Genomic DNA, 21,686 nt, shown 5'->3' on the forward strand with positions numbered 1-21,686 from the left:
ACCGTAATTTTCGACTTTGAAACAAAGTACAGGCTAATAAATTAATCAGGAAAACCAGACCTAAAAATAAAAATACCGGATGCCGAAATAGTTGTGATTGATTAAGAACCATGGCCATTATGCTGTATCCTAACATTAAAAACATAACAACTGCTGCTAAAGAGACTGACCGCAAGAATCGCCCCAGTTTACTTATCATATTACACCTCAATGACGGAATTGAAATAAGGGCTGGTACCGGGCCTGGCTGGCCCGGTACCAGAAAGCCAATTAGTAACCCTTATGGTCTCCACACAAGGAGCTATTAGAACCACAATTGCTCTTGCTATAATTACCCGGCGCTGCATCAACAAACTTATACAATACTGCGCCACTGCTGTACGGCTTAGGATCGGTTGTCAGAACCATCAGATGCGGACGATTGACCCCATGGGGCACAGCACTGTGACACCAGGTACATTGCAAGTAGCCAGCCTTCTTGTGGTCACCGATATTATGCAAGTTTTTAGAGCCACCACCTGAACTGAATCCAGTCTTGTAGGTACTGGAGCCGCCGCCATAAGTACCATAATCATGGCACATATAGCAGAGCATGTTCTTATCATTGGAACCAGAGGTATAGGTCCAGGTCCGGGGCAGGATATTGGCATAAGCTGTAGTGCCTCCAGGAGTCGTAGGCCCGTGACAGGATTTACAGGTCAACTGACTGGTAGCAGTGTAGCCGCCAATGTAGCCACCCCAACCACTGGCTTTACTGGTGCCCAGAACCGCATGATAGGAAGCCTGAGTGGTAGCGAATTCAGCTGCTTGACTGGTATGACACTTGACACAGTCGTTGCTGGTCGCAGTCGGGAAAATACCGGTCAGATGAGGCGCTGTCAAATCAGTATGAACTGTATGACAGGCCGTACACCTGGTGTTCTGACTGCTAATAGCTGTCCGCACATCGGTACGGGTACTGTTATGACAGGTAGCACAGGTGAAGCCGCGGTTCTGATGCTCCACGCTCAGTACATTGCTGTGACACTTGCTGCAGTCCCACTGCGGAGAGTCAACAAAGGTACTGGTATGCACGGTGTTAACATCCGCATGGATGGTATGGCAGGCATCACAGTTAACTTTTCCCTGAGTAATAGCAGTCTGAACCTCGGTCCGGGTGCTCTGGTGACAGACCGCACAGGATCCGGTGCCAGTAGCACTGCTATCAGTAGAAGGATTCCAGCTCAAATCGATTTGAGCCGAGTTAACAGCAGTCGCAGTCACTCCAGCAGGTATGCCAGGCGGCTGAGTATCGGTGCTGCCCGTTACAGGAGTAACTGTAGTACTGGGTGTAGTGACAGAGCTTTCCGTGCTGGTACCGCTGCTCAGCAAGAACCGTACTTCACTGATGGCCGCTTCTTTGTAGGTCCCATCACTGCCAGTCTTGATGCGGAACTTCATCCAGCCAAAATTCTGCATTGTGCTGGCTGCTGAAGTCACATCAATGACATAATCAGCATAGGTCCCTTTGGCGGCAGGATTGGTGATCTTGTAAGTTACGGCTGAGGTAGTGTTGATGCTCTTACCGTCACTCTTATAAGGATAGATCACGATGCTACCAGCACTATCAGTGCTCTTCCAGGAAGCCCGTACCTGTAGCTTTATAGCAGTGTAGTTCTTAGCATCTTCCGGTAACCGTACATATAGCCACTGGTCACTGTTGCCCCCTTCTTTTACCACCACATCAGAGGTGGAATAGAAGGTATCTTTATTATCGGTAATCCGGGTCAAGGCAGTGGGACTCAGTGACCTGATACCTGTATCGGATACACTGTCGCCATTATTGCCGCTAGCATATTCAGCAGCTCCCGGATTCTTGGTTATACTGGTAACCGGTGCCGGTTTAGTGGTAGCACTTACCACAGAGCTGAATCCTGAATAATTACCCGCAGCATCATAGGCCCGTACCCGGAAGTAATAGGTCGTGTTGGGACTCAGGCTGCCCACACTAAAGGTAGTACCAGTAGTAGTTCCCACCTTGACGAAGTTAACATTATCGCTACTGCGCTGCACTTCATAAGCAATACCACTGGATGTTTGCAGTGCCTTCAAGTGTTCCTCAGGCAGGTAATTCTTGTGGCAATCAGCGCAGTTCATGGGCGGATTGGCCACATAACTGGAGGTATGCAGTGTCGTCCAGGACCCATGCACGGTGCCATGGCAGCTATCACAGGCGTAACCGGTCTTAGTTCCGGTATTCCTGCTCCAGTTGCTGGTAATCACCTGCTGCGCTGTGGCAAAGATCGGGCTTTGCGGATTGTCATGACAGGTATTACAGCCTTTGGACTTATGCAGCTCAGTTACCTTCAAGGTGCTATGACAGTTGGTGCAGCTGTAGCCATCCAGGCTGGTCAAGGCGCCATAACCACTGGCAGTATGACCGGGCGCCGGGCTGGTATGCCGTGCTGGTGCCTTAGTACCATCATGGCAGCTACTGCAGTAGGGTACATTGATGGCACCATCTTTGATTATCACACTACCTTCAAAAGTCGGGTTGTGACAGGTAGCACAGGACAGGCCCCGATCCAGGTGCAGTTTTGCCAGCTCAGTAGAACCTGTAGCCTGGTCAGTTGTGTGACAGGCTTTACAGCTTACCTCTTCTTGAGCTTCGAAGCTGTTAACCGGATGCTTGTGCCCGGTACCACCGCTATGGCAAGCATCACAGCTGACATTGTTGTTAGCTATAGCCTGTTGCACTTCCGGTCTGCTGGAGCCGTGACAGGTATTGCAGGTAACAGTGCTGGTTGATTTGGCCTTATGCACTGCCAGTAAGTTATTGCCTGCAGTACCATGGCATTTCAGGCAATCTCCTGCAACAGGATATTTAGTGGTATCCACATTATGAGGTACAGTATGTCGATCAACCATAGTCGCCTGGTGACAACCAGAACAATCAGTATTTAAGGAAGTTACCACAGGCTTATAAGTTGTTCTGGTATGACAAACGTCACAGGAAACCGGTCCGACAGGAGGCTGTACATCATTGTGCAAGCTGATGAACTGCTTGTTATGACAGCTGCCACAATCCGGAGCATATTCCGGCAAGAAGGCCGGGAACTTGTTAACATGCCTTGGCACGTACTGTTCGCTCGGATGCGGTGCCTGAACGCTGGTACCATTATGGCAATCTGTACACTGTTTCAATTTCAGTTGCACCTGGCTGTTCACCGGACTGGTTGTGCCATGACAGGTATTACAGGTATAGGTACCGTTTAATGTAATAGTCGGTTTCAGGTGAGTATCCACCAGGCTGGTGGAGTGACACCAGGTACAATCAACAGGATAGGTAGAGATAGTGGTTATGTGCTTACTGCTGATATCACCATGGCACTCCGAACATTGATAGCCAGAAGTCCCTTTCAGCTGAGCTATGATGGGGGCAACTGTCGTATTGGTATGACAGGTTGCGCAATCCTTGTGAATAGTAACCGTCGATTCGGGACTGCTGTTAGCATCAAAACGCGCCTGGTGACTGGGATTTGCCGCCACAGTACCATTATGACACTCTGTACACAGGTAACCACTGGTACCCTTTAACTGGCTAATAGTGTTATTCGCATTTGTATTGTCATGACAGGTAGCACACTGACTGTGGAATGTTAGTGTAGAAAGAGCCTGACCATTGCTGTCAAACCTGGCCTGATGGTAAGGCTGAGGTGCCACAGTGCCATTGTGGCAATCCAGACAATAATAGGGATTCTTAGTCTTCAAAGCTGAAATGTTGTTGACTACCTGCTGGTTGCCATGACAGGTAGTGCAATCAGGATGGAAACTGGTTGTATTGTAAAGAGTTCCCCCTGCCTCCAGCAAGGCCTGATGGCGCGGTGCCATGCTACCAGTATGGCAGGCACTACAATTGTAACTGGTCTGACCAACCAGAACCTTAATCTGGGTTTTAACATTGCTATCAGTACTCAAGTGGCAGGTATTGCAGCTGGGGTGCATTTTCGGGGTTTCATAAGCTACCCCCGTCTGATCCAGGGTAGCTTTATGGGTAGCCGTCGGTGCCACTACCCCATCGTGACAGCTCCAGCACTGATAGCTACCAGCCTGTTTCAACCCACTGACTTTAGCCTGGGCTGCCGGGTTGGCGTGACAGGTGGCACAATCAGGGTGATACTGGGTGGTATCCAGAGTTGCTGCTCCAGCTTCAGGTTCTGCCTGATGTTTAGGAATAGAAGCTACATTGCCATTATGGCAGTCAGTGCACAGGTAGCTTCCTGCCGTAGCTTTTAGCTGCGGAATAATAGCTGTTACCTGAGCGTTACCATGACAGGTAGTGCAGCTGGGATGGAAACCAACAGTATCAAGAGACGCTCCACCGGAAGTTAAAGCAGCACTGTGCTTGGGTTGCATACTGCCACTATGGCACTCATTACAGGAATAGGCCGAAGCAGGATTGGTTGCTGCCAGGCTATTGATCTTGTCATTCACAGCGGGATTGCCATGACAGGTTGCACAAGCACTATGCATTGCCGGTAAGTCATATTCCTGGTTATTGCCGCTGAATACGGCCTTGTGCAACGGTGAACGGCTCCCGTTGTGGCAGACAAAACAACTGTAGTCCTGGTTGGATGTTGCCAGTGTTTTCACTGTGCCCGCCAGATCCGTCTGGCTGTGACAGGTATTGCAATCACTATGCAACGCAGGTGTGTTGGTAACATTGTCGGCTGTATGAGCAGGTTGATGCTTCAGCGGTGGATTGACATGACAGTTAAAGCATTGTTTGGCAGCCAAATCTGCAACCGGGTCAGTAGTAGCTTTAGCTGCATCTACTACTGTTTTTACATCGGTCCGTACTGAATCACCATGACAGTTGGCACAGTCATTGACTTTACCAGTGTGCTCCTGGTTGAGTTTATCCAGGTGACACTGACCACAGTTAAGGGATATGGGTCCAGTCGAACCGTTTAGCTGATCGGGCAAGACTGTCTGATGCTTGGCATCAATATCGCCATGGCCAGTTAAACCCGTGCTGTGACAGTTATAGCAAAGATCGCTGCCATCAGAACGTTTGCGAACCACATTGGGAAGATTGCCATGACAATTGGATGTCCAACAGGATAATGTCTTAAGGCTGTAAGTCTTCCCATCAGCAGCATAATTATTCTGAGGCAAGTATTTGGTCAAACTATGGCTGATGTGAGTCACATTATTATGGCAGGCATCACAGGACACATTGCTGTGACAGCGCATGCAGGAACTAGTTGTAGCCTGAAGATTGTTACCAGCATGGACATTATGCAGATAGCTGGCACTGGATTGTAGAGCCAGTGTCCCGGTAAAGTAACCCACACCATCGACCAGCACCGTCGGCCAGCTGGCATGTGCCCCCGACATATGGCAGACAGCACAGTTACTGCCTTTGGTTAGCGGAGAAAGTTGAAAATTTTGTACCGTCGACTGATGGCAAAGGGCACAATCACTGCTGGACTGCGCTTCAGCCCGACCGGATAGAAAAACCATCGCAACCAGCAACATTAAACAAAGTACTATTCCTGGCAGCTTTCGTCTCAATGCTGAGACCACCATCCGTTCACCTCCTCTGCTAGTGATGTTATTCACATACAAACCTTCTTCACCTCCTTCTCAATATCTTTTATTCGACATGTGTTAATAAATTCCTGCAATTAAAAAGAAAATTCCGCCATTACTGGCGGAACAAAAATCTTATTGATAATCAAAGCTGTGACAGTTACGGCAAAGTTTCTGGTTATCCGGTCTGACACGTCTAATACTGTAACCTGTATCATGACAGGCAGAATTGTTACAACTAAGAGGTACTAAGCTATAGCTAGCACCACTAGCTCTAAATTCGGCCCTGGCCGCAACCTGTCCATGCTGCTCATGATTGACTGTACTATGACAGCTTTTACAGGATGCCTTTGCATGACAGCGCATACATAGGGAAGTTGTTGCCGCCAGGTTATCACCGTTATGCCAGCGGTGGATTTCTGCCGCTGTAAGGTTTAAGGAGTTAGTAGTGGCAAAATTGCCTTCCGGAAGCATAACACTTACATTGCCATGGCCAACATAATGACAGATCTTGCAGGTTACACTTTTGTTAACCTGGCCCTCTGAAAATGCCTGGCCTGCTGGCTGATGGATTGTTGAGTGACAGGCAGAACAATCATTATTTCTTGTAGCAATAGCTGCCTGCACGGCGGGATTGCTACTTTGATGACAGCTCTCACAGGATAAATTGGTCTTGCCCAGGCTGGTCAGATTTTTAAGATGTTCTTCAGATATATCTGTTTTATGGCAAACTACACAGTCAGATCCTTGTTGATAGGTAATAACGTGGGTTCCGGAGAGGTTACCATGAACTGTATGACAGGCATCACATCTGGCATTACCAGCAAGAACTGCCTGGCGTACTGTCGCCTGGTTGGATTTATGACAGCTATCGCAGGTTTTGCCGGTATGCTGGGTTAGTAAATCATTACTGTGACATTCAGAACAATTCGAGCTGCTATAGCCCGACCAGTCTGTGAGGTGATAGTTCTGGTACTGTTCAGCGTGTCCGCTATGACAGGCTGAACAGTTAACATTCCCACTGCTTACTACTTCAGCAACTGGGGCAGGAACGCTGGCTCCATGACAGAGGTTACAATCATAGGCCTGACCATTGCGATCAGTTCGTGCCGCATGCTCACCTGTCAGAGTCGCCTGATGGCACTGGGTACAATTACTCCCGGCAACAAATACTTGATGGAGAGCATTAATATCTCCCTGTCCATTCATATCAAAGTTATGGCAGTTTAAGCATAGCTGGCTGCCATCAGCTCGAAGTCTTTTTACACTACCCAGTACGCCGTGGCAATTACTGTTGGTACAGTTTTCCTGCAGGACAAGAATAGATGTCCCATTAGCAACTCTTAGCTGTTGCCCCTGGTATTGAGTGGAACTGTGACTGCCGTGGGTCAGATCTATGTGACAGGCCTGACAGGCAACAGTGAAATGGCATTTTTGACAGCTACTGGTGGTTGCAGGCAAATTATCGCCCCGGTGAACAGAGTGTAAAACTGCTGGTTGTGAATTTACACTGGCGGCCGACTGGAACCAGCCAGCACCCCCGGGATCAAGATAGCTGGTGTTGTGTCCCGCTTTATGACACTTATAACATACCGCCGCCTTGTTCATCGGCGCCTGCTCAAACATAACTGTCGGGTTGACATGCGGTGTATGACACCCTGTACACTGGGTATTGTTCAGGGCAATCGCCGTTTGAACTGTAGCACTGGTATTATCATGACAGGTGCTGCAGGTTATGCTATTTCCCTGCCTATCCTTTTTACCGATATGTTCACCTGTCAAATTAGCTTGGTGGCAATTGCCACAGTTTGTTGATACTCCGTCAAAATTGGTCAGATGATAACTGCTTACATCGGTGCCATGCAACGTATGACACGCATCACAGCGGATATTATTTTGTTTTATTGCATCCTTTACTTCCTGTCGCTGAGAATTATGACAGGAGCTGCAAGTAAGTAAATTTCCATCTGTCCCACGGCGACGGGCGTGTTCATCCATTAAATTGTTAAGATGGCACTGACTGCAATCCTGTTGCGGAAAAGTGGCAGCAAAATTCAATGTATGCTTGCCAGTTACATCACCATGTCCTGTACTAACGGTAATTGTGTGACAATTTAAACACAGGTCACTATTATCTCCCCTCTTCCTGACTACCGTGGGCAAATTCTGGTGACAGTTACTAGTCCAGCAACTCAGAGACACATTAGTATACGAGGTTTTGATGGCTGCAGGCTGGGTCAGCGCAGCATACCGGGTAGAGCTATGGTTGGCGTGGCCAACATTCTGGTGGCACATGGTACAGGATACGTTACCATGACATTTATTACAGGAAGAAGTAGTAGCTTGCAGGTTATCCCCCGCATGCAGCTGGTGCAGCTGTTGTGCGGAACTATAAACCGCATCCATGGTACTAAAATAGCCTGCATTAGGCACCAGCACAGTATTCCAGGTAGCATGGGCCCCGCTGTTGTGACAGCTCGCACACTCAGACGTGCGACTCAACGGCGGTAAAGTAAAGTTGCTGATCGTTTGCCCATGACACAGACTGCAATCTTCGGCTGCATAAACAGGACTAACGATGCAAAAGAACAAAAAAAGCACAAACATTAAAGCCTTTCTGCTCATAGTACACCTCCTTTGCCAAAACTCAGATAGACATTTCTATCATTTTATCTAAAATTCCTGCAAAACCTGTCAGTTTTTTACCGACAAAAATCGACACCTCCGCAAGTGGAGGTGTCGATTTTGCTGCTAGCAGCTCGATTTATTAAGGCTTGTTGTACTGAGCAGCACCATGGCAGCTGTAGCAGACATCCCGCTCAGGCAGACGCAGCAGAACAGAGCTAAGGCTTTGGGCTTGACCGTTATAGCTTGCATAACGCATAAACCCGTTAGAAGTAGTGGCAGAAGAACCATGAGCCCGGTGGCAGCTCAAGCAGTTCAGCTTGCCAGCAGAGTCAAGAGCAATTCCATCATCACTATCCAGACCAGGATTCCATTCAGGGTGGGTAGTTTGTGATACCAGTACACCCATGGCATGACGATATTTGCCATTGACATCAGCAGTGTGACCAGAACCAGCTACACCTTCAGTATTAAAGACTCCATGGCAGGCACCACACCAGGCGTTGATACCTGTACCATACTGGGTTACCCTGTTAGTACCGGTATTATTAGTTGTGTTGCTGATAGTCCATAGGCCCATGTAGGGAACATCCACACCCAACGGTGCCTTCTTCAGTAACCGCGGGTTTTTGCTGGTATAAGTTGTGTTATCATAGGTACCGCCAGCATGGGGGTTGTGGCAGGAGCCGCAACGGAAATTGTCAGCCAAAGTTCCGGAACCGCCGGGAATCTGGAATCCGTTGCCCACACCGGCAGGCATATTGGTGGAACCAGAGTCTTTTTCTACGTTATGCACAGAAGTAACAGCTTTATAGGTTCCAGAACCACCAAAATCGTAGGCCTGATCAAAACCTCCGGCCCAGGAAGGATTCCAGGTAGTGCCGTCCTCGGTTTGGATCTTACCATTTTTGACATCAAAACCGCTGATACCGGCATTACCATGGCAAACGAAACAAAATTCAGTCTGGTTGGTACCGCCCTTTAACAGTTTGGCTGCGGAAGCACCGTGGGTTACGTGACAGTCAGCACAGCCTTTGGAGTTCCCGGCAAAGTTACCGTGAGTTACCGGCCCTGAGTAGTTGATAGCAAATGCTACCGACGGCACCGTGAAGAGAGCGCAAAGAGCTGCCAGCACAAATAACATGCGCTTCTTCATAAGCGTTCACCTCCTATTAAATATTACTTTAGATAAGATATAATTAGCTTTCCAGCAGCCACCGTCTGCCGGAAACTTTTAAAACTACTTGAGGTCATAAACTACAACTCTGCTGTTGCCATACTCCACCACATAAAGTCTCAGATTATCATCTATAAAAACTGAATTTGGTAGCTCTAATGAATCCGGTTCTCCGGCAACCGTCTTGTCCTCTGCATAGCTAAATCGTTTTACTACAATCCCTTTTTCATCAGTTATCGCTACCATGTTACTTAAGGTTTCACAGGTATACATATAGCCCTTTTTATCAAATGCCAGCCCTCTGGGTATCGCATAGCCCCCTGTCCCATTTTCTTCTTTCCCCAGCAAAACTTTGATGGACTTGCCGTTTTCATCAATCACCTGAATGCGGTTATTGTTGGAGTCGGCAATCCAGATCTGGCCCTGGTCATCAACTTTGATACTCAGAGGATAATAAAACTCTCCCGGGTTTCCGCCCCGTTTGCCAATTTGTTTCAGGACTTTGCCTTCCGGTGACACGATATGAACAGTAGTTTTCGCACCAGTATCAAGAACATAGAATTTTCCATCATGGTAAGCAATGTTTACAGGAGATGTGGCATAATCAGATTTAAAATATCGTTTAAAATTACCATTCAGATCATAAACTACTATCTTCTTCAATGCAGGGTCAACTACATAAATTTCATTATCTACCGCAGTAATACCGATTGGGTCCTCCAGCTTGCCCTGACTGCCACTCTTTCCAAATTCCTTGATAAATTTACCATTATAATCGGTAATTATCACTCGTCCATTATCGGTATCGGTAATATAGATGCGATCATTCACGACCACCAGGTTATAGGGGTGATTTAAACGCTTGCTGTCAGGTCCGTAAATAGTGTAAAGATATTTAGGATTAGGTACAGTCGATGTTACATCTAAAACACTGGCTACCTTATCAATCGGGCTCTGTTTTTTTAAATAAAACCAGCCAAAGCCTACCACCGCTAGCAAAGACACAGCTAAAATGATATTAATTAAAGTGCTTAATTTAACTTTTTTCATGGTTACCCCTGAAACAGGGCCCACCTCCTGTTACTGCTGTTTAGCTAATTCCTGTTTCAATTGTAAGGCCTCCTGATAATCAGGGACGAATTTCAGTGCTTTTTCCACATCAGCCCTGGCCTTGGCAATTTCACCCATATCCTTGTATACGCGGGCCCGGGAAACCAGAACATCCGCCGCTCCGCTTTCCAGGCGCAAAGCAATCTCAAATGCCTTTAATGACTTCTCATATTCTTTTTTATCTGCGTACAGTAAAGCCAGATTATACTGGGCCAGAAAGTGCCACTTGTTTTTCTTAACTACCTTTTCTAGATAGCTAATAGCTTCGTCTTTTTTCCCTATTTCCTTATAAGCCAGCCCCAGATTAAAGAGTACAGCCAGATCATCTGGCTTTGCCAGCTTTTGGGCCTCTTGATATTCCCGCAAAGCCTTATCCTTTTCTCCTCGTCTCAAATACTGATACCCTAAAGCCAGATGGCCTCTGGGATCCTTGGGATCCTTTTTCACCACTTCCATAGCAGCCTTGAGCTGGATATCATCAACAGTAACCTGCTCGTACTGGTTCCAGAAGAATTTATAACCCACAAATAAGCCTACACTAACGATAAGGACCAAGGATAACGCAAGGATCAAGAGCGCTTTCCCCAGAGATAGTTCTTTTTCCATGTCCATCGCTCCTATTTCTTTTTCGGTAAAATACGGTGAATAATGATATCCTGATTGCGTTTCTCACCATGACACTTCAAACATAACTGTGTTCGCGGCTCAAGAGTGAAATATTGATTGGGGGTACCATGGGGTCCATGACAACTGGTACAACGCATGCTGATACCGCGTATAGGATCCGTATATTTGGGCCCGACCGGATGGTTAATAGCGGCACGGGCTATTTTACCATGACAGGTTTTACACATATCCAACTGGTCTGCAAAAAGCAAGGGCCTGTATTGCGAACCATGCGGCTGATGGCAATTGATACAAAGCCCCTTACCAGCACGACCAACAGCTTTCTTGGCATGGGCCAGACTTTCAAAACCTTCGCGCAGCCAGCCATGGCAGTTATAACACAGCTCATTTCCCGGAGCTATGGTCATCCTTTTACCAGGCCCGGAGTGAGGATTGTGGCAGCTAAAACACTCAATCCTACCCGTATCAACCGGGTGATGAGAGGGCATACTAAAGTAGGATCGATACTTGCCATGACAGAGATAACACAACTGACTTCCTGGTTCTAAAACCAAACTCTTATTGTAAGACCCATGCGGTGTATGACAACCGGTACATTGTCCTTTGGCAAAGGGAGGATGCTGATAACCAACCTTTGTTTGTTCTGCCTTATCTACATGACAGCTGAAACACAGCTTTTCTTTCGGATATCTCAACATCTTCTCGCCACTGGTAGCATGAGGACCATGACAGCCTATGCAGTTTCCCTCAGCATAAGGCTTATGTTTAACTGGCATACTTCTTTCAGCCAGGCGGTCATAATGGCAGGAAAAACAGAGTTTATCTCCTGGTAACTTGGTTAGACCTTTGCCTGTCGAGGCATGAGGGGTATGGCAGTCGGTACAATACCCTTTCGCAAAAGGCGGGTGTTTACTGGGCAAACCCGCATACCTCATCGCAACAGTATGGCAGGATTGACATAATTGTTGCTCTGGTATTCTCAGTTGCCTGGGGTAGTCAGATGCATGAGGATCATGGCAATCTATACAGCGCCCTTTAGCAAAGGGAGGGTGCTTAACCGGCATTGCCATTTCGTTTTTCCGATCGAAATGACAGGTAGCGCACAGCTTATCAATCTCAACTACAAATTCTTTTTTACCACTACCTACGGTATGAGGGACATGACAGTCTGTGCACTGCCAGCGCACAAAAGGGGCATGTTGATATTTCTTGCGAAAATCAGCACTTTTATCGGAATGGCAGGTGCCACATACTTTGCGGTCACCTTCACCACTTTTTCCTGGTTCTTTTGCTTCATCAGTATTTAGCAAACCATCTATCTGAACCAATCCAGCCAGCTTTTCTATTCCATTCTGGAGAAGCTGTCGGCCGGTATCGGTAATTAACATGGTAAAAACTAGAGCCACCGCTGTAATAATCGACACTATGTAACTCAGCCAGCGCCCCATGGAAATCGGCCCCTTTCCCCAACCAACCATCGGATTGTGATATTTATTACATTTTTCCTCATTTGTGGGCTGATCTCTGTTGCCAGCGGTGCCCTTCGCTTGTGTTTAATTTATCATTTCGACAAATATTGCAAAAATCCTTCCTTAGTCAGCCCTGCTTAAAAAATTTTATTAGATAAAGGGACAGCGTATTGCTGTCCCTTTTTAGGTTTTGCCACCATTGGTGTGACACCGGAAGCAGTTGGATGTATCGTGACACTCAAAACAGCGACCGGTACCAGTACCTTTTTCCTTCACATATTTAGGATGAATTTGACGCCAGTTAGACGGGTGTGAACTGGGCCCTTGCGGTTTACCGCTTTGTACCCCCCCGTTTTGATTGCTCCCACCTGTGAAAGTAGTTTGCCCTGGTAAAACCGTTGGTCCATGACATTTAGCACAATAAGTAGTGGTCGCTGTAGAATTGACTGCTGGTTTATTTTGATCATGACAGATGAAACAACCATCTTTATCCTTGCGAGCCGAATGTTTGTGGACTATCTTCCAGTCAGCAGTATGGCTTTGCGGCCATTTCCTGTGACAGGTATAACAGAAAACATTGCCCCGGACATAATCCCTGGTTGAGACTTTTGTGCCTTCCTGAGTTTGCAATGAGAATGAATGGCACTTATTACAGTAATCAATGTCCTTCATAGCCAGTCGGCCATGCTGATACCACCAGTCCTCCTGTTCATGGTTGGTAGGTATGGCAATAGTCTTATGACAGGCCTCACAACGAGTGGTAACATTCCGTTTGGTATGACATTCCAGACAGGTATTCATTTTGGGTTTGGCCAGCTTACCATCAGTCTGTTCTCTTGCTACTGTCTCATTCCAGGCCAGAAACTGAATCCTGTTAGTCACTTTCCGTTTGGCAATTTCCCCATGAGCTACACCGCTGTGGCAATCAACACAGTAAACCCCTTTGGCATCATGGCGATCATGGGGGATTATCAAGTCCCCGGAAACAGTGAACTGACGATTACCAGGCGAATGGCATTTCTTACAGGTATTATTGGGAATGGGATTTTCCATTTTAATCGGCCGTGGATAGGTACCGGTAAAGTGGAGGTAGACCTCTTTAACTGCACTGATTTTATGGATGAGCAGACTGGCCAACCCCGGCTCTATATGGCATTCGGTGCAACGAAATTGACGATGAGATGTTACTTGCCAGGTATAATACTCAGGTCTCATCTCATGACAGGATTGACAAAAATCCGGCTCCATCGTAATCTGGATAGCCCCTACTGTCGCAACCCCGATAAAAATCAGTAGTCCGCAGACCAGTATGAAAGCCTTTAACCGGTTTTCTGTCGTACTGAGGTCCAGCTTTAACCTCCACTTACCCATTATCGCCTATCCTCCTAATATTAGTGGCAACGGTCACAGGTAATGCGAGCCGGTGCCTGTGGTCCTTCTTTGCTGGTTTGACTGTGGCAGGCAAAACAATTGTTAATGCCTTTAGCTGCCACTTGAGTCTTGTGTATTTTCCTCCACGTAGCCTCTTTATGGCTGGCAGGGGCCTGGCTGTGACAATTCACACAGTATTCATTGCCCCAGGCATAGGCAACGGCCTTATTGGTGTGTACCACCTGTTTTACAGTCATCCCATAGTTATGGCAGGACTTACAAACATTAATATCTTTTTCAGCATCTTTACCATGCTGCGGCAACCATGCTGCTACCGGTGTATGATTATCCGGAGTCTTGATGGTAGCATGACAGGTTTCACACTTGATGGATTGCTTGTTCTTCACATGGCATGCAATACAGTCGTCCATGTCTGCTTTAGTGAATTCGCGAATAGTCTGCTGTTTTCCGTCGTCTAATGTCCATGCCGCCAGATCGCCTTTTTTCACAGCCGTTGGTGACCCTTCAGTAATCATACCCCTTTCGGAAATCTTGCCGTGAGCCACCCCTGCGTGACAATCCACACAGTAGACCTCTGTAATTTTGCTCTCAATATGTCTGGTATGAGGGATCTTTATATCCCCGGAAACAGTGAATTTACGAGTAGTGATAGAGTGACATTTCTCACAAACGAAATTCTCAATTTTGTGTGACATTTTAATCGGAGTAGGATAAGTATTGGTAGCGTATAAATATAATTCCTTCATCGCCCCGATCTTGTGCTTGATCAGGTTAAATACACCGGGCTCTATGTGACACTCCGTACAGCGGATATTGCTGTGGGAGGTCGCCTGCCAGGTTCGATACTCAGGCTTCATGATGTGACAGGTCTGGCAAAACTCAGGGTACATAGTCAGCTGAATTGCCGTAACTGTAGCCACACCAATGAAGATAAGCAGACCGCTGACCAGAATGAACAGTTTCAGCTTATCTTCTGTCTTGCTGAGATCGAACTGCAGCCATTTTGGCCTCAGACCCATGAAAACTCCCTCCTTGTTATGACATTCACATTCTTGCAGCAATGGACGACGAATATATTCGCCGTCCTTCTCTACAATTCCTCTTTTTTGTAAGGAAAATTTTTAGTAATTCCGCCGATTTATGAAATGAGCCAGCTTCTCCAGCAAATCACGGGTTGGATTGACCGGGAGTATGGCCAATTCGCGCAAACCTTTCTCCACAAAGCGTCGACTGATTTCCCTGGTTTTCTCAATGGCACCAGCTGCTGAGATCAGCTGGATGGCTTCCTTGATTTCCTTTTCCCCTTTTTCGCGCGCAGCCAGAATTTCAGCCAGCCGGGAATTTTCTCCGTAGTATCTAAGGGCAAAAATCATCGGCAAAGTCATAATCCCCTGACGAATATCTCCACCTATGGGTTTTCCCAGTTTTTTCTGGTCAGCAGTTAGATCAAGAATATCATCGGTAATTTGAAAGGCCATACCAATATAGTGGCCAAAACGACCCAGGGCCCGCACAATCGCTCGTTCCGCTCCTGCTGCCAGGGCCCCACAGCGGCAAGATGCCGCAATCAACAGGGCAGTCTTCCTTTCAATCCGGTAGAAATAGTCCTTGATAGTTTGCCTGATATCAAAAGCAGTGAGGATTTGCTGGATTTCGCCTTCGCACATCTTAACACTGGTGGTAGCCAAAATGCCACTTATTTCCCTGTTACCGATACTATGAATCAACTGCAAGGAACGGGCAAAAATATGATCGCCGGCATGCATGGACATCCTGTTGCCCCATTTGGCCCGCACAGTAGGTAGACCGCGTCTTGTGCTCGAGGCATCAATCACATCATCATGGACCAGAGAGGCCATATGTATAAGCTCTAAAGCCACTGCCAGCGGTATCATTTTCTTGAGATCATAATTGCTAAACTTGCCCGAAATCAGGGCAAAAGCAGGACGCAAACGTTTCCCTCCCGCTGCCAGCAAGTGGGAAGAAGCCTCCTCCAGGACAGGAATTGGCCCTTTTACTGCTTCCTGCAGCTCCTTCTCTACCAGTTGCAAATCACTACTGATTTCACCAAAAATATTCCAGGTATTCATTAAATAGTTGCATCCTTTCTTCTCGTCAACTGCTTGGACACATAGATATATATATTCAATCTCCATCAAAAAATTCCTGCTTAGAAAAAAGACTGTCAGCCTTAGCCGACAGTCTTATTGCTGTCTCCTTCCGATTTGGGCTCATCTTTTACCGCTTCGGTTATTTCCTTTTGCACTTCCCGGGAGGCCCGCTTAAACTCATTGATACTTTTCCCCAGAGCCCTACCTACATCCGGTAATTTACCCGGGCCAAAAATAATCAGTGCCAGCACCAGAATGACAATTAACTCCGGCATACCCAGACCGCCAATAAAACCAAACATGAGACTTATTCCTCCTTCTGGTTGACAAAGTTGAGGGCTATTGATTCAGCATCCAGCAACCAGGGATGGACATCCTGCTTGCCAGTGCGCAAATCCAGAACCTTTAAAGAATATCCGCACTTCCTACAGCTATCCAGTTGCCAGCCCGGCAGTTCCTCGGCCTTGCGGTAATACAAGGTCTCATGGTCGCGATTACCACAGGCCGGACAGGCAAGAGCAGGATAATCCCAGCGGGTAGTGCAACTGCCACAAACCAGCTGTCTGGCCCCACCTGGTCCGCTCAGTACTGCCAGCAAAGGGATACTGCCACAGAGAGGACAGTGGGCGATATTATTTTTAGTTTCCAATTCCTTTTTTAGCATTTCTTTTTGTTGTTTAAGGATTGGATAGAAAATCAAGGTTCGCACCCAGGCAGCCTCCGTTTGCCCGGGTTGATAGGCCCAGAGGCCATTTATATCCATGGTTAGGAATTCCTGAAATAACCGCTGCCAGTCCCCCTTTTTCTCCGGCTTCAGTTCCTGTAAAAATGCCTGCCATCCCAGTAAATACTGGCGCCAGTCATCATCATCTGCTTGCCAGCGGCAATCGGCCAGCAAAAAAGGCTGTCCCTCCATATTTTCTGCCAGTTCTACCTGTAGACTGACCGGGAGCTGATTTTCTGCAAAAGCCAGAATTCGTTTAACTACCTGCACTAATTCCTGCATTAGACATCCCTAACCTTTCTTTATAATTATCGCATAAACAGAAGGAAAAAACAAGGGAGGGTAATACCCTCCCCGGCAGGGTTAGCCCCGCATTTTCCCCTTGATCTCCTGATACCACAGGGGGTAATGGCTTTTGGCAAATTCCGCATCCACATAACCGCTCAACATACCGTTGATAGCCTCGTTGGTCTTGGGATGAAAAAGAGCCAAATAGGCATGACCGATCATAGCTGTAAAGGTCAGGACAAAAGCTAGATCATGAACGATCAGGGCCAGTTGCTGGGTTCCCTGGCTGAAGCCCTGGGGGAACCAGAGGATCAACCCGCTGATAGCCAGCAAAGTGCAACCTACCAGCTGCAGCAAGGAGTTAACCTTTTCACCGGCATTGAAGCGGCCCTGGGGCGGTACTTCGACATGAGCTCCAAAAAACTCTTTGACAAAGGCACCAAAGAAGGCGAAATCATTGGCACCCCAGCGAAAAACATGGCTCATCCATTCTTTGAAACCTGCCGGATTGGCAAACAGCGAGAGAATCGGCAGGACAATAAACCCTACTGCTGCAATCCGGTGCAGAAGCCGGGCCCCTTGCATGCCTCCGAATAGAGGTGCCAGGAAGTCCAGGACATCCATGTAAATCAACATGCCAGTAAAGGCAAGGAGCAGGAATGTCACTGTATGGGACCAGTGGGCAAACCGGGCCACCGCCCCGAAGCGTAAAACCTTTTCCCCGCTTTTAGGCGCCATGGCTTTTCCCTCCTTTATCTACAGAATGGCTATTCTCCCGAATCCGGGTGAGGAAGGCGCTGACCGCCACAGCTCCCAGGGCAGCCAGAGGTAAAGCCTTGCCGATGGGCTGGATCACATCCTTCCAGGTGGTGAGAATGGCCGGAACCGATGGCTGTTTGGGCAAATCATAAAATTCCGGTGCTTTAGGCAGGAGATAGAAAACATTGGTCCCGCCCAGGAATTGCTCATCTAATCCATACAAGTTGGCTTCGGGATATAATTGCTTTACTTCTTCCAGCCGGGCTTTTGCCTTGCTGACCAGCTGGCTTCTTTCCCCGAACTGGACAGCTCCGGGCGAACAGGTTTTACTGCAAGCCGGGGTCAATCCTTCCGCTACCCGGTCAAAGCAAAGAGTGCACTTGCCCATTTTCTGCACTCCCTCATCCACTTTGGGAATACCGAAGGGACAATATTTAGCACAATAGCCGCAGCCAATGCATTTGTCGTAATCCCTGACCACCGCTCCGGTTTCGGTGTGGCTGAGGGCATTTTCCGGGCAGGCCTTGATACAGGCCGCTTCTGTACAGTGCATACATTGCCTTTTGAAGAAAAACCATTGCACCTGGCCATTTTCTTCAACTTCCTTGAATTTAATCAAATTATAGGTATGAGGCGTGGTATCCGGCATGGATTGCAAACCTGAGTAATAGGCCGTCTTCTCCCCCGGCAACTGATTCCAGCTTTTGCAGGCAGTCTGACAGCCCCGACAGCCGACACAAAGGGTCAGGTCGACAAACATGCTAAGTTTCTCTGCCATTCTACTCCGCCCTCCTTATATTGACCAAGAAGGCCTTGTATTCGGGAATCATGGTATTGCCATCCCCTACATGCGGGGTCAGCTTGTTGGCAATATCACCGGTAATCAGCCCCTGATAGCCAAAGTGCCAGGGCATCCCTACCTGATGAATGGTCTTGCCCATCACCGTCAGGGGGCGGAAACGTTTTGTGACCATAGCCCTTGCCTTGACCTGGCCGCGGCTGTTTTCCACGATTACCATATCCCCATCCTTGATCTTCAGTTCAGAGGCCAGAGCTTCCCCGATTTCCACCACCATCTCCGGTACCAGTTCCGCCTGCCATTCCAGGTTTCTGGTCATCTGACCGGCCTGCCAGTGCTCTGAGAAGCGATAGGTGGTAGCCACATAGGGATATTTGGCCGGATCGGATTGTTTATCCGGCTCCCAGACCTTGACAACCGGGTTCAGTTGTACCTTGGAGAATGGATTCTGAACCGGGCTCTCCCAGGGCTCATAGTGTTCCGGGAAAGGTCCTTCATTCATCTTATCCTTGGCGAAGAGCCAGGCCTTGCCGTCATCCTGCATGATAAAGGGATTGAGGAAGGCCGGATCATCGGGGCCAATTACCGCCTTGAAGTCAGGCACGTCATGGCCGACCCATTTCTTCTGCACAGCATCCCACCAGATGACAGCCTTATCCGGATGCCAGGGCTTCCCGGTGGTGTCTGCTGAAGCCCGGTTGTACAGGATACGGCGGTTCAGCGGCCAGGCATAAGACCATCTGGGATAAATACCCAGACCACTGGGATCATCCTGTTCCCGGAGCTGAGCCAGGTTTTTTCCTTCTTCGGGGTAAATTCCTGAATAAATCCAGTTACCACAGAGGGTGGAGCCATCATCCATTAAGGAGAGGAAGTTTTTGACCTGCTTGCCTGTAGCAGTTTCCTGACCATTTATTTCGCGAGCAACCTTATCTACATCGCACTCATCACCATCACCAAAGTTCCAGTAGAGATACTTAATCGGTTCATCAGCAGGGTTGGTACTATCCTTGTATGTTTCCTTCAGCCGACGCGCCAATTGATGTATAATATCCAGATCAGCTCGCGACTCACCCAGAGGTTCGACCGCCTGCCAGCGCCACTGAGACCAGCGGCCGGAAGATGCAATGCTGCCCTCCTTTTCAAAGGAAGCAGCTGCCGGTAAAACAAAGACCTCAGTCTTGATCTCGGCCGGGTTAGCCCCTGCTTCTTTTGTCCAGAAGGTCATAGTTTCAGTCAGCCAGAGGTCGGCTGCGACCAGCCAATCCAGTTTCTCCAGAGCCTTTCTCTCTTTATTGGAATTTGGGCCACCTACAACCGGGTTCTGGCCCCAGCAGATAAGCCCTTTAAGTTTTCCTTTATACATGGCCTCAAAAAGTCCAATATGTGTATAGTTGGTCTTAGGATCACGCTTGGGCAAATACTGATAGGCAAACTCATTATCCGGGCGGGCAGCATCACCCCACATTGCTTTTAGGTAACTTACAAAAAACTTAGGCAGGTTCGTCAAAAATCCACCTTTAGGAGTTTCTTTTTCAATATATGCTGAAAGGGTAGCATGTTCAGGATCCGCTGTCGGCGTAGGTATATAGCCTGTGATTATGTTGTTTAATAAACCGAAATCAGTAGAGCCCTGCACGTTGGACTCACCCCGCAGAGCATTTACACCGCCACCAGGAATACCTATATTACCCAGTAAGAGCTGCAGAATAGCATAGGCCCGCACATTTTGTGAACCAACAGTATGCTGGGTACCACCCATTGCATATAGAATCGTGCCTGCTTTATCAGGTACACCGGTAGCCGCATAGGTTTTACAAATCTCTTCATAGAGCTCTTTCGGTGTACCGGTTACCTGGCATACGGTATCAATATCATAACGGGAATAATGCTTTTTCAGCAACTGGAAGACACAGCGCGGATCCTGTAAAGAGGGGTCACGCAAAGGCTTGCCTTCCGCATCAAGTTTATAGCCCCAGAGTTTTTTGTCATATTTTCTGTTTTTTTCATCATAGCCGCTGAACATACCATCATTGAAATCATAGGTGTCGGCTACAATGAAAGAAGCGTTGGTGTAATTGACTACATAGTCTTTGAAGTACAGGTTATTTTGCAGGATATAATTGATCATACCCCCGATAAAGGCAATGTCAGTACCAGAACGCATCGGTGCATAAATATCGGCTTTGGAAGAGGTACGGGTAAAACGCGGGTCAACGGAAATGATTTTGGCTCCGCGCTTCTCCTTGGCTTCCATCAGCCACTTGCTGGAGATAGGATGATTTTCAAAGGCATTGGAACCAATAATCAATGCACAATCGGTATTTTTTAAATCAATCCAGTGGTTGGTCATTGCTCCACGACCAAATGAAGGCGCCAGACCGGCGACCGTAGAGCTGTGTCAAATACGGGCCTGGTGTTCGAGATAGACTACGCCCAGCCCCCGCATCAATTTTTGAACCAGATAGCATTCTTCATTATCTAAAGCTGCACCACCTAAAGAGGCGATAGCTTCAGTCCGCATGACTTTGATGCCATCTTTTTCAACTTCAAAGGTCTTATCCCGGGTTTCTTTAATCCGCTTTGTAATTTCTGTCAACATCCAATCCCAATCTTTTTCTTCAAACTTATCGCTGCCCGGAGCCCGGTAGAGGGGTTTAGTCAAGCGCCGGGGATTGGGCTTACCTACTGCTAGATTACGGATCTGGAAAATGGATGCTCCCTTACTACAGGCACCGCCCCGGTTAACCGGATGGTCCGGGTCCCCGTCAATCAACAATAACTCCCCATTAGCAGTGTCCACGTGAGCGATCATCCCACAGCCCGCACTGCAAAACGGGCACAGGGTAGGTACTCGTTTGGCATCCTTGATTCGGAACTGTTTGGCCTGGGCCCTGGCAGGTGCAGTATCAATGCCAAGTACACCCGCTGCCGCCAGAGCACCACTAAGACCAGAGATTTTGAGAAAATCCCGTCTTGTTACGGCCATGCCTTCATCCCCTTTCTCATCTTAATTTTTTGAATTTTTGCT

Annotated in this window: 14 protein-coding genes; all 14 read right to left on the minus strand. The window is 47.8% G+C overall.

Translation table 11 applies throughout. The features are described from left to right. Positions 1–270 precede the first annotated feature (270 nt). The 14 genes from JDF658_RS01035 to fdnG all read right to left on the minus strand — a co-directional run bounded on the left by JDF658_RS01035 (position 271) and on the right by fdnG (position 21,644). Positions 271–5,571 (minus strand): cytochrome c3 family protein, encoded by a 5,301-nt coding sequence (locus JDF658_RS01035; protein ID WP_079906192.1) that lies wholly within the window; start codon positions 5,569–5,571, stop codon positions 271–273. Positions 5,572–5,709: 138 nt separating this feature from the next. Next, positions 5,710–8,199, minus strand: a complete 2,490-nt coding sequence (locus tag JDF658_RS01040; RefSeq protein ID WP_079906193.1) for a hypothetical protein — start codon at positions 8,197–8,199, stop codon at positions 5,710–5,712. Between the two features lie 142 nt (positions 8,200–8,341). Then, on the minus strand, positions 8,342–9,355 hold the full coding sequence (locus JDF658_RS01045) for a cytochrome c3 family protein (RefSeq protein ID WP_079906194.1): 1,014 nt from the start codon (positions 9,353–9,355) through the stop codon (positions 8,342–8,344). 84 nt (positions 9,356–9,439) lie between these two features. Continuing rightward, entirely contained in the window at positions 9,440–10,426 is a 987-nt protein-coding gene (locus JDF658_RS01050; RefSeq protein WP_079906195.1) for a 6-bladed beta-propeller, read from the minus strand. 30 nt (positions 10,427–10,456) lie between these two features. Further along, positions 10,457–11,092, minus strand: a complete 636-nt coding sequence (locus JDF658_RS01055; protein ID WP_159446518.1) for a tetratricopeptide repeat protein — start codon at positions 11,090–11,092, stop codon at positions 10,457–10,459. 11 nt (positions 11,093–11,103) lie between these two features. Further along, positions 11,104–12,561, minus strand: a complete 1,458-nt coding sequence (locus JDF658_RS01060) for a cytochrome c3 family protein (RefSeq protein WP_159446519.1) — start codon at positions 12,559–12,561, stop codon at positions 11,104–11,106. A 204-nt stretch (positions 12,562–12,765) separates the two neighbouring features. Then, entirely contained in the window at positions 12,766–13,953 is a 1,188-nt protein-coding gene (locus tag JDF658_RS01065) for a NapC/NirT family cytochrome c (RefSeq protein ID WP_079906198.1), read from the minus strand. A 20-nt stretch (positions 13,954–13,973) separates the two neighbouring features. After that, positions 13,974–14,993 (minus strand): NapC/NirT family cytochrome c, encoded by a 1,020-nt coding sequence (locus tag JDF658_RS01070; protein ID WP_079906199.1) that lies wholly within the window; start codon positions 14,991–14,993, stop codon positions 13,974–13,976. A 102-nt stretch (positions 14,994–15,095) separates the two neighbouring features. Continuing rightward, positions 15,096–16,064, minus strand: coding sequence for a polyprenyl synthetase family protein (locus JDF658_RS01075; RefSeq protein WP_079906200.1), 969 nt, complete (start codon positions 16,062–16,064; stop codon positions 15,096–15,098). 101 nt (positions 16,065–16,165) lie between these two features. Continuing rightward, a complete protein-coding gene (gene tatA, locus JDF658_RS01080; RefSeq protein WP_078664883.1) occupies positions 16,166–16,387 on the minus strand; it encodes a twin-arginine translocase TatA/TatE family subunit in 222 nt (73 codons plus the stop codon). Positions 16,388–16,392: 5 nt separating this feature from the next. Further along, positions 16,393–17,091 (minus strand): formate dehydrogenase accessory protein FdhE, encoded by a 699-nt coding sequence (locus JDF658_RS01085; protein WP_079906201.1) that lies wholly within the window; start codon positions 17,089–17,091, stop codon positions 16,393–16,395. A gap of 81 nt (positions 17,092–17,172) precedes the next feature. After that, positions 17,173–17,835 carry a formate dehydrogenase subunit gamma gene (locus JDF658_RS01090; RefSeq protein ID WP_078664885.1) on the minus strand — a complete coding sequence of 221 codons (663 nt, stop codon included), beginning with the start codon at positions 17,833–17,835 and terminating at the stop codon, positions 17,173–17,175. Further along, positions 17,825–18,634 (minus strand): 4Fe-4S dicluster domain-containing protein, encoded by an 810-nt coding sequence (locus JDF658_RS01095; RefSeq protein WP_079906202.1) that lies wholly within the window; start codon positions 18,632–18,634, stop codon positions 17,825–17,827. The genes JDF658_RS01090 and JDF658_RS01095 overlap by 11 nt, the downstream gene beginning before the upstream one ends. Position 18,635: 1 nt before the next feature. Next, positions 18,636–21,644: a formate dehydrogenase-N subunit alpha gene (fdnG, locus tag JDF658_RS01100; protein ID WP_078664887.1), complete on the minus strand. Its 3,009-nt coding sequence runs from the start codon at positions 21,642–21,644 to the stop codon at positions 18,636–18,638. Between the last annotated feature and the right edge of the window lie 42 nt (positions 21,645–21,686).

Source organism: Carboxydocella sp. JDF658, from assembly GCF_002049395.1.
Lineage (GTDB): Bacteria > Bacillota.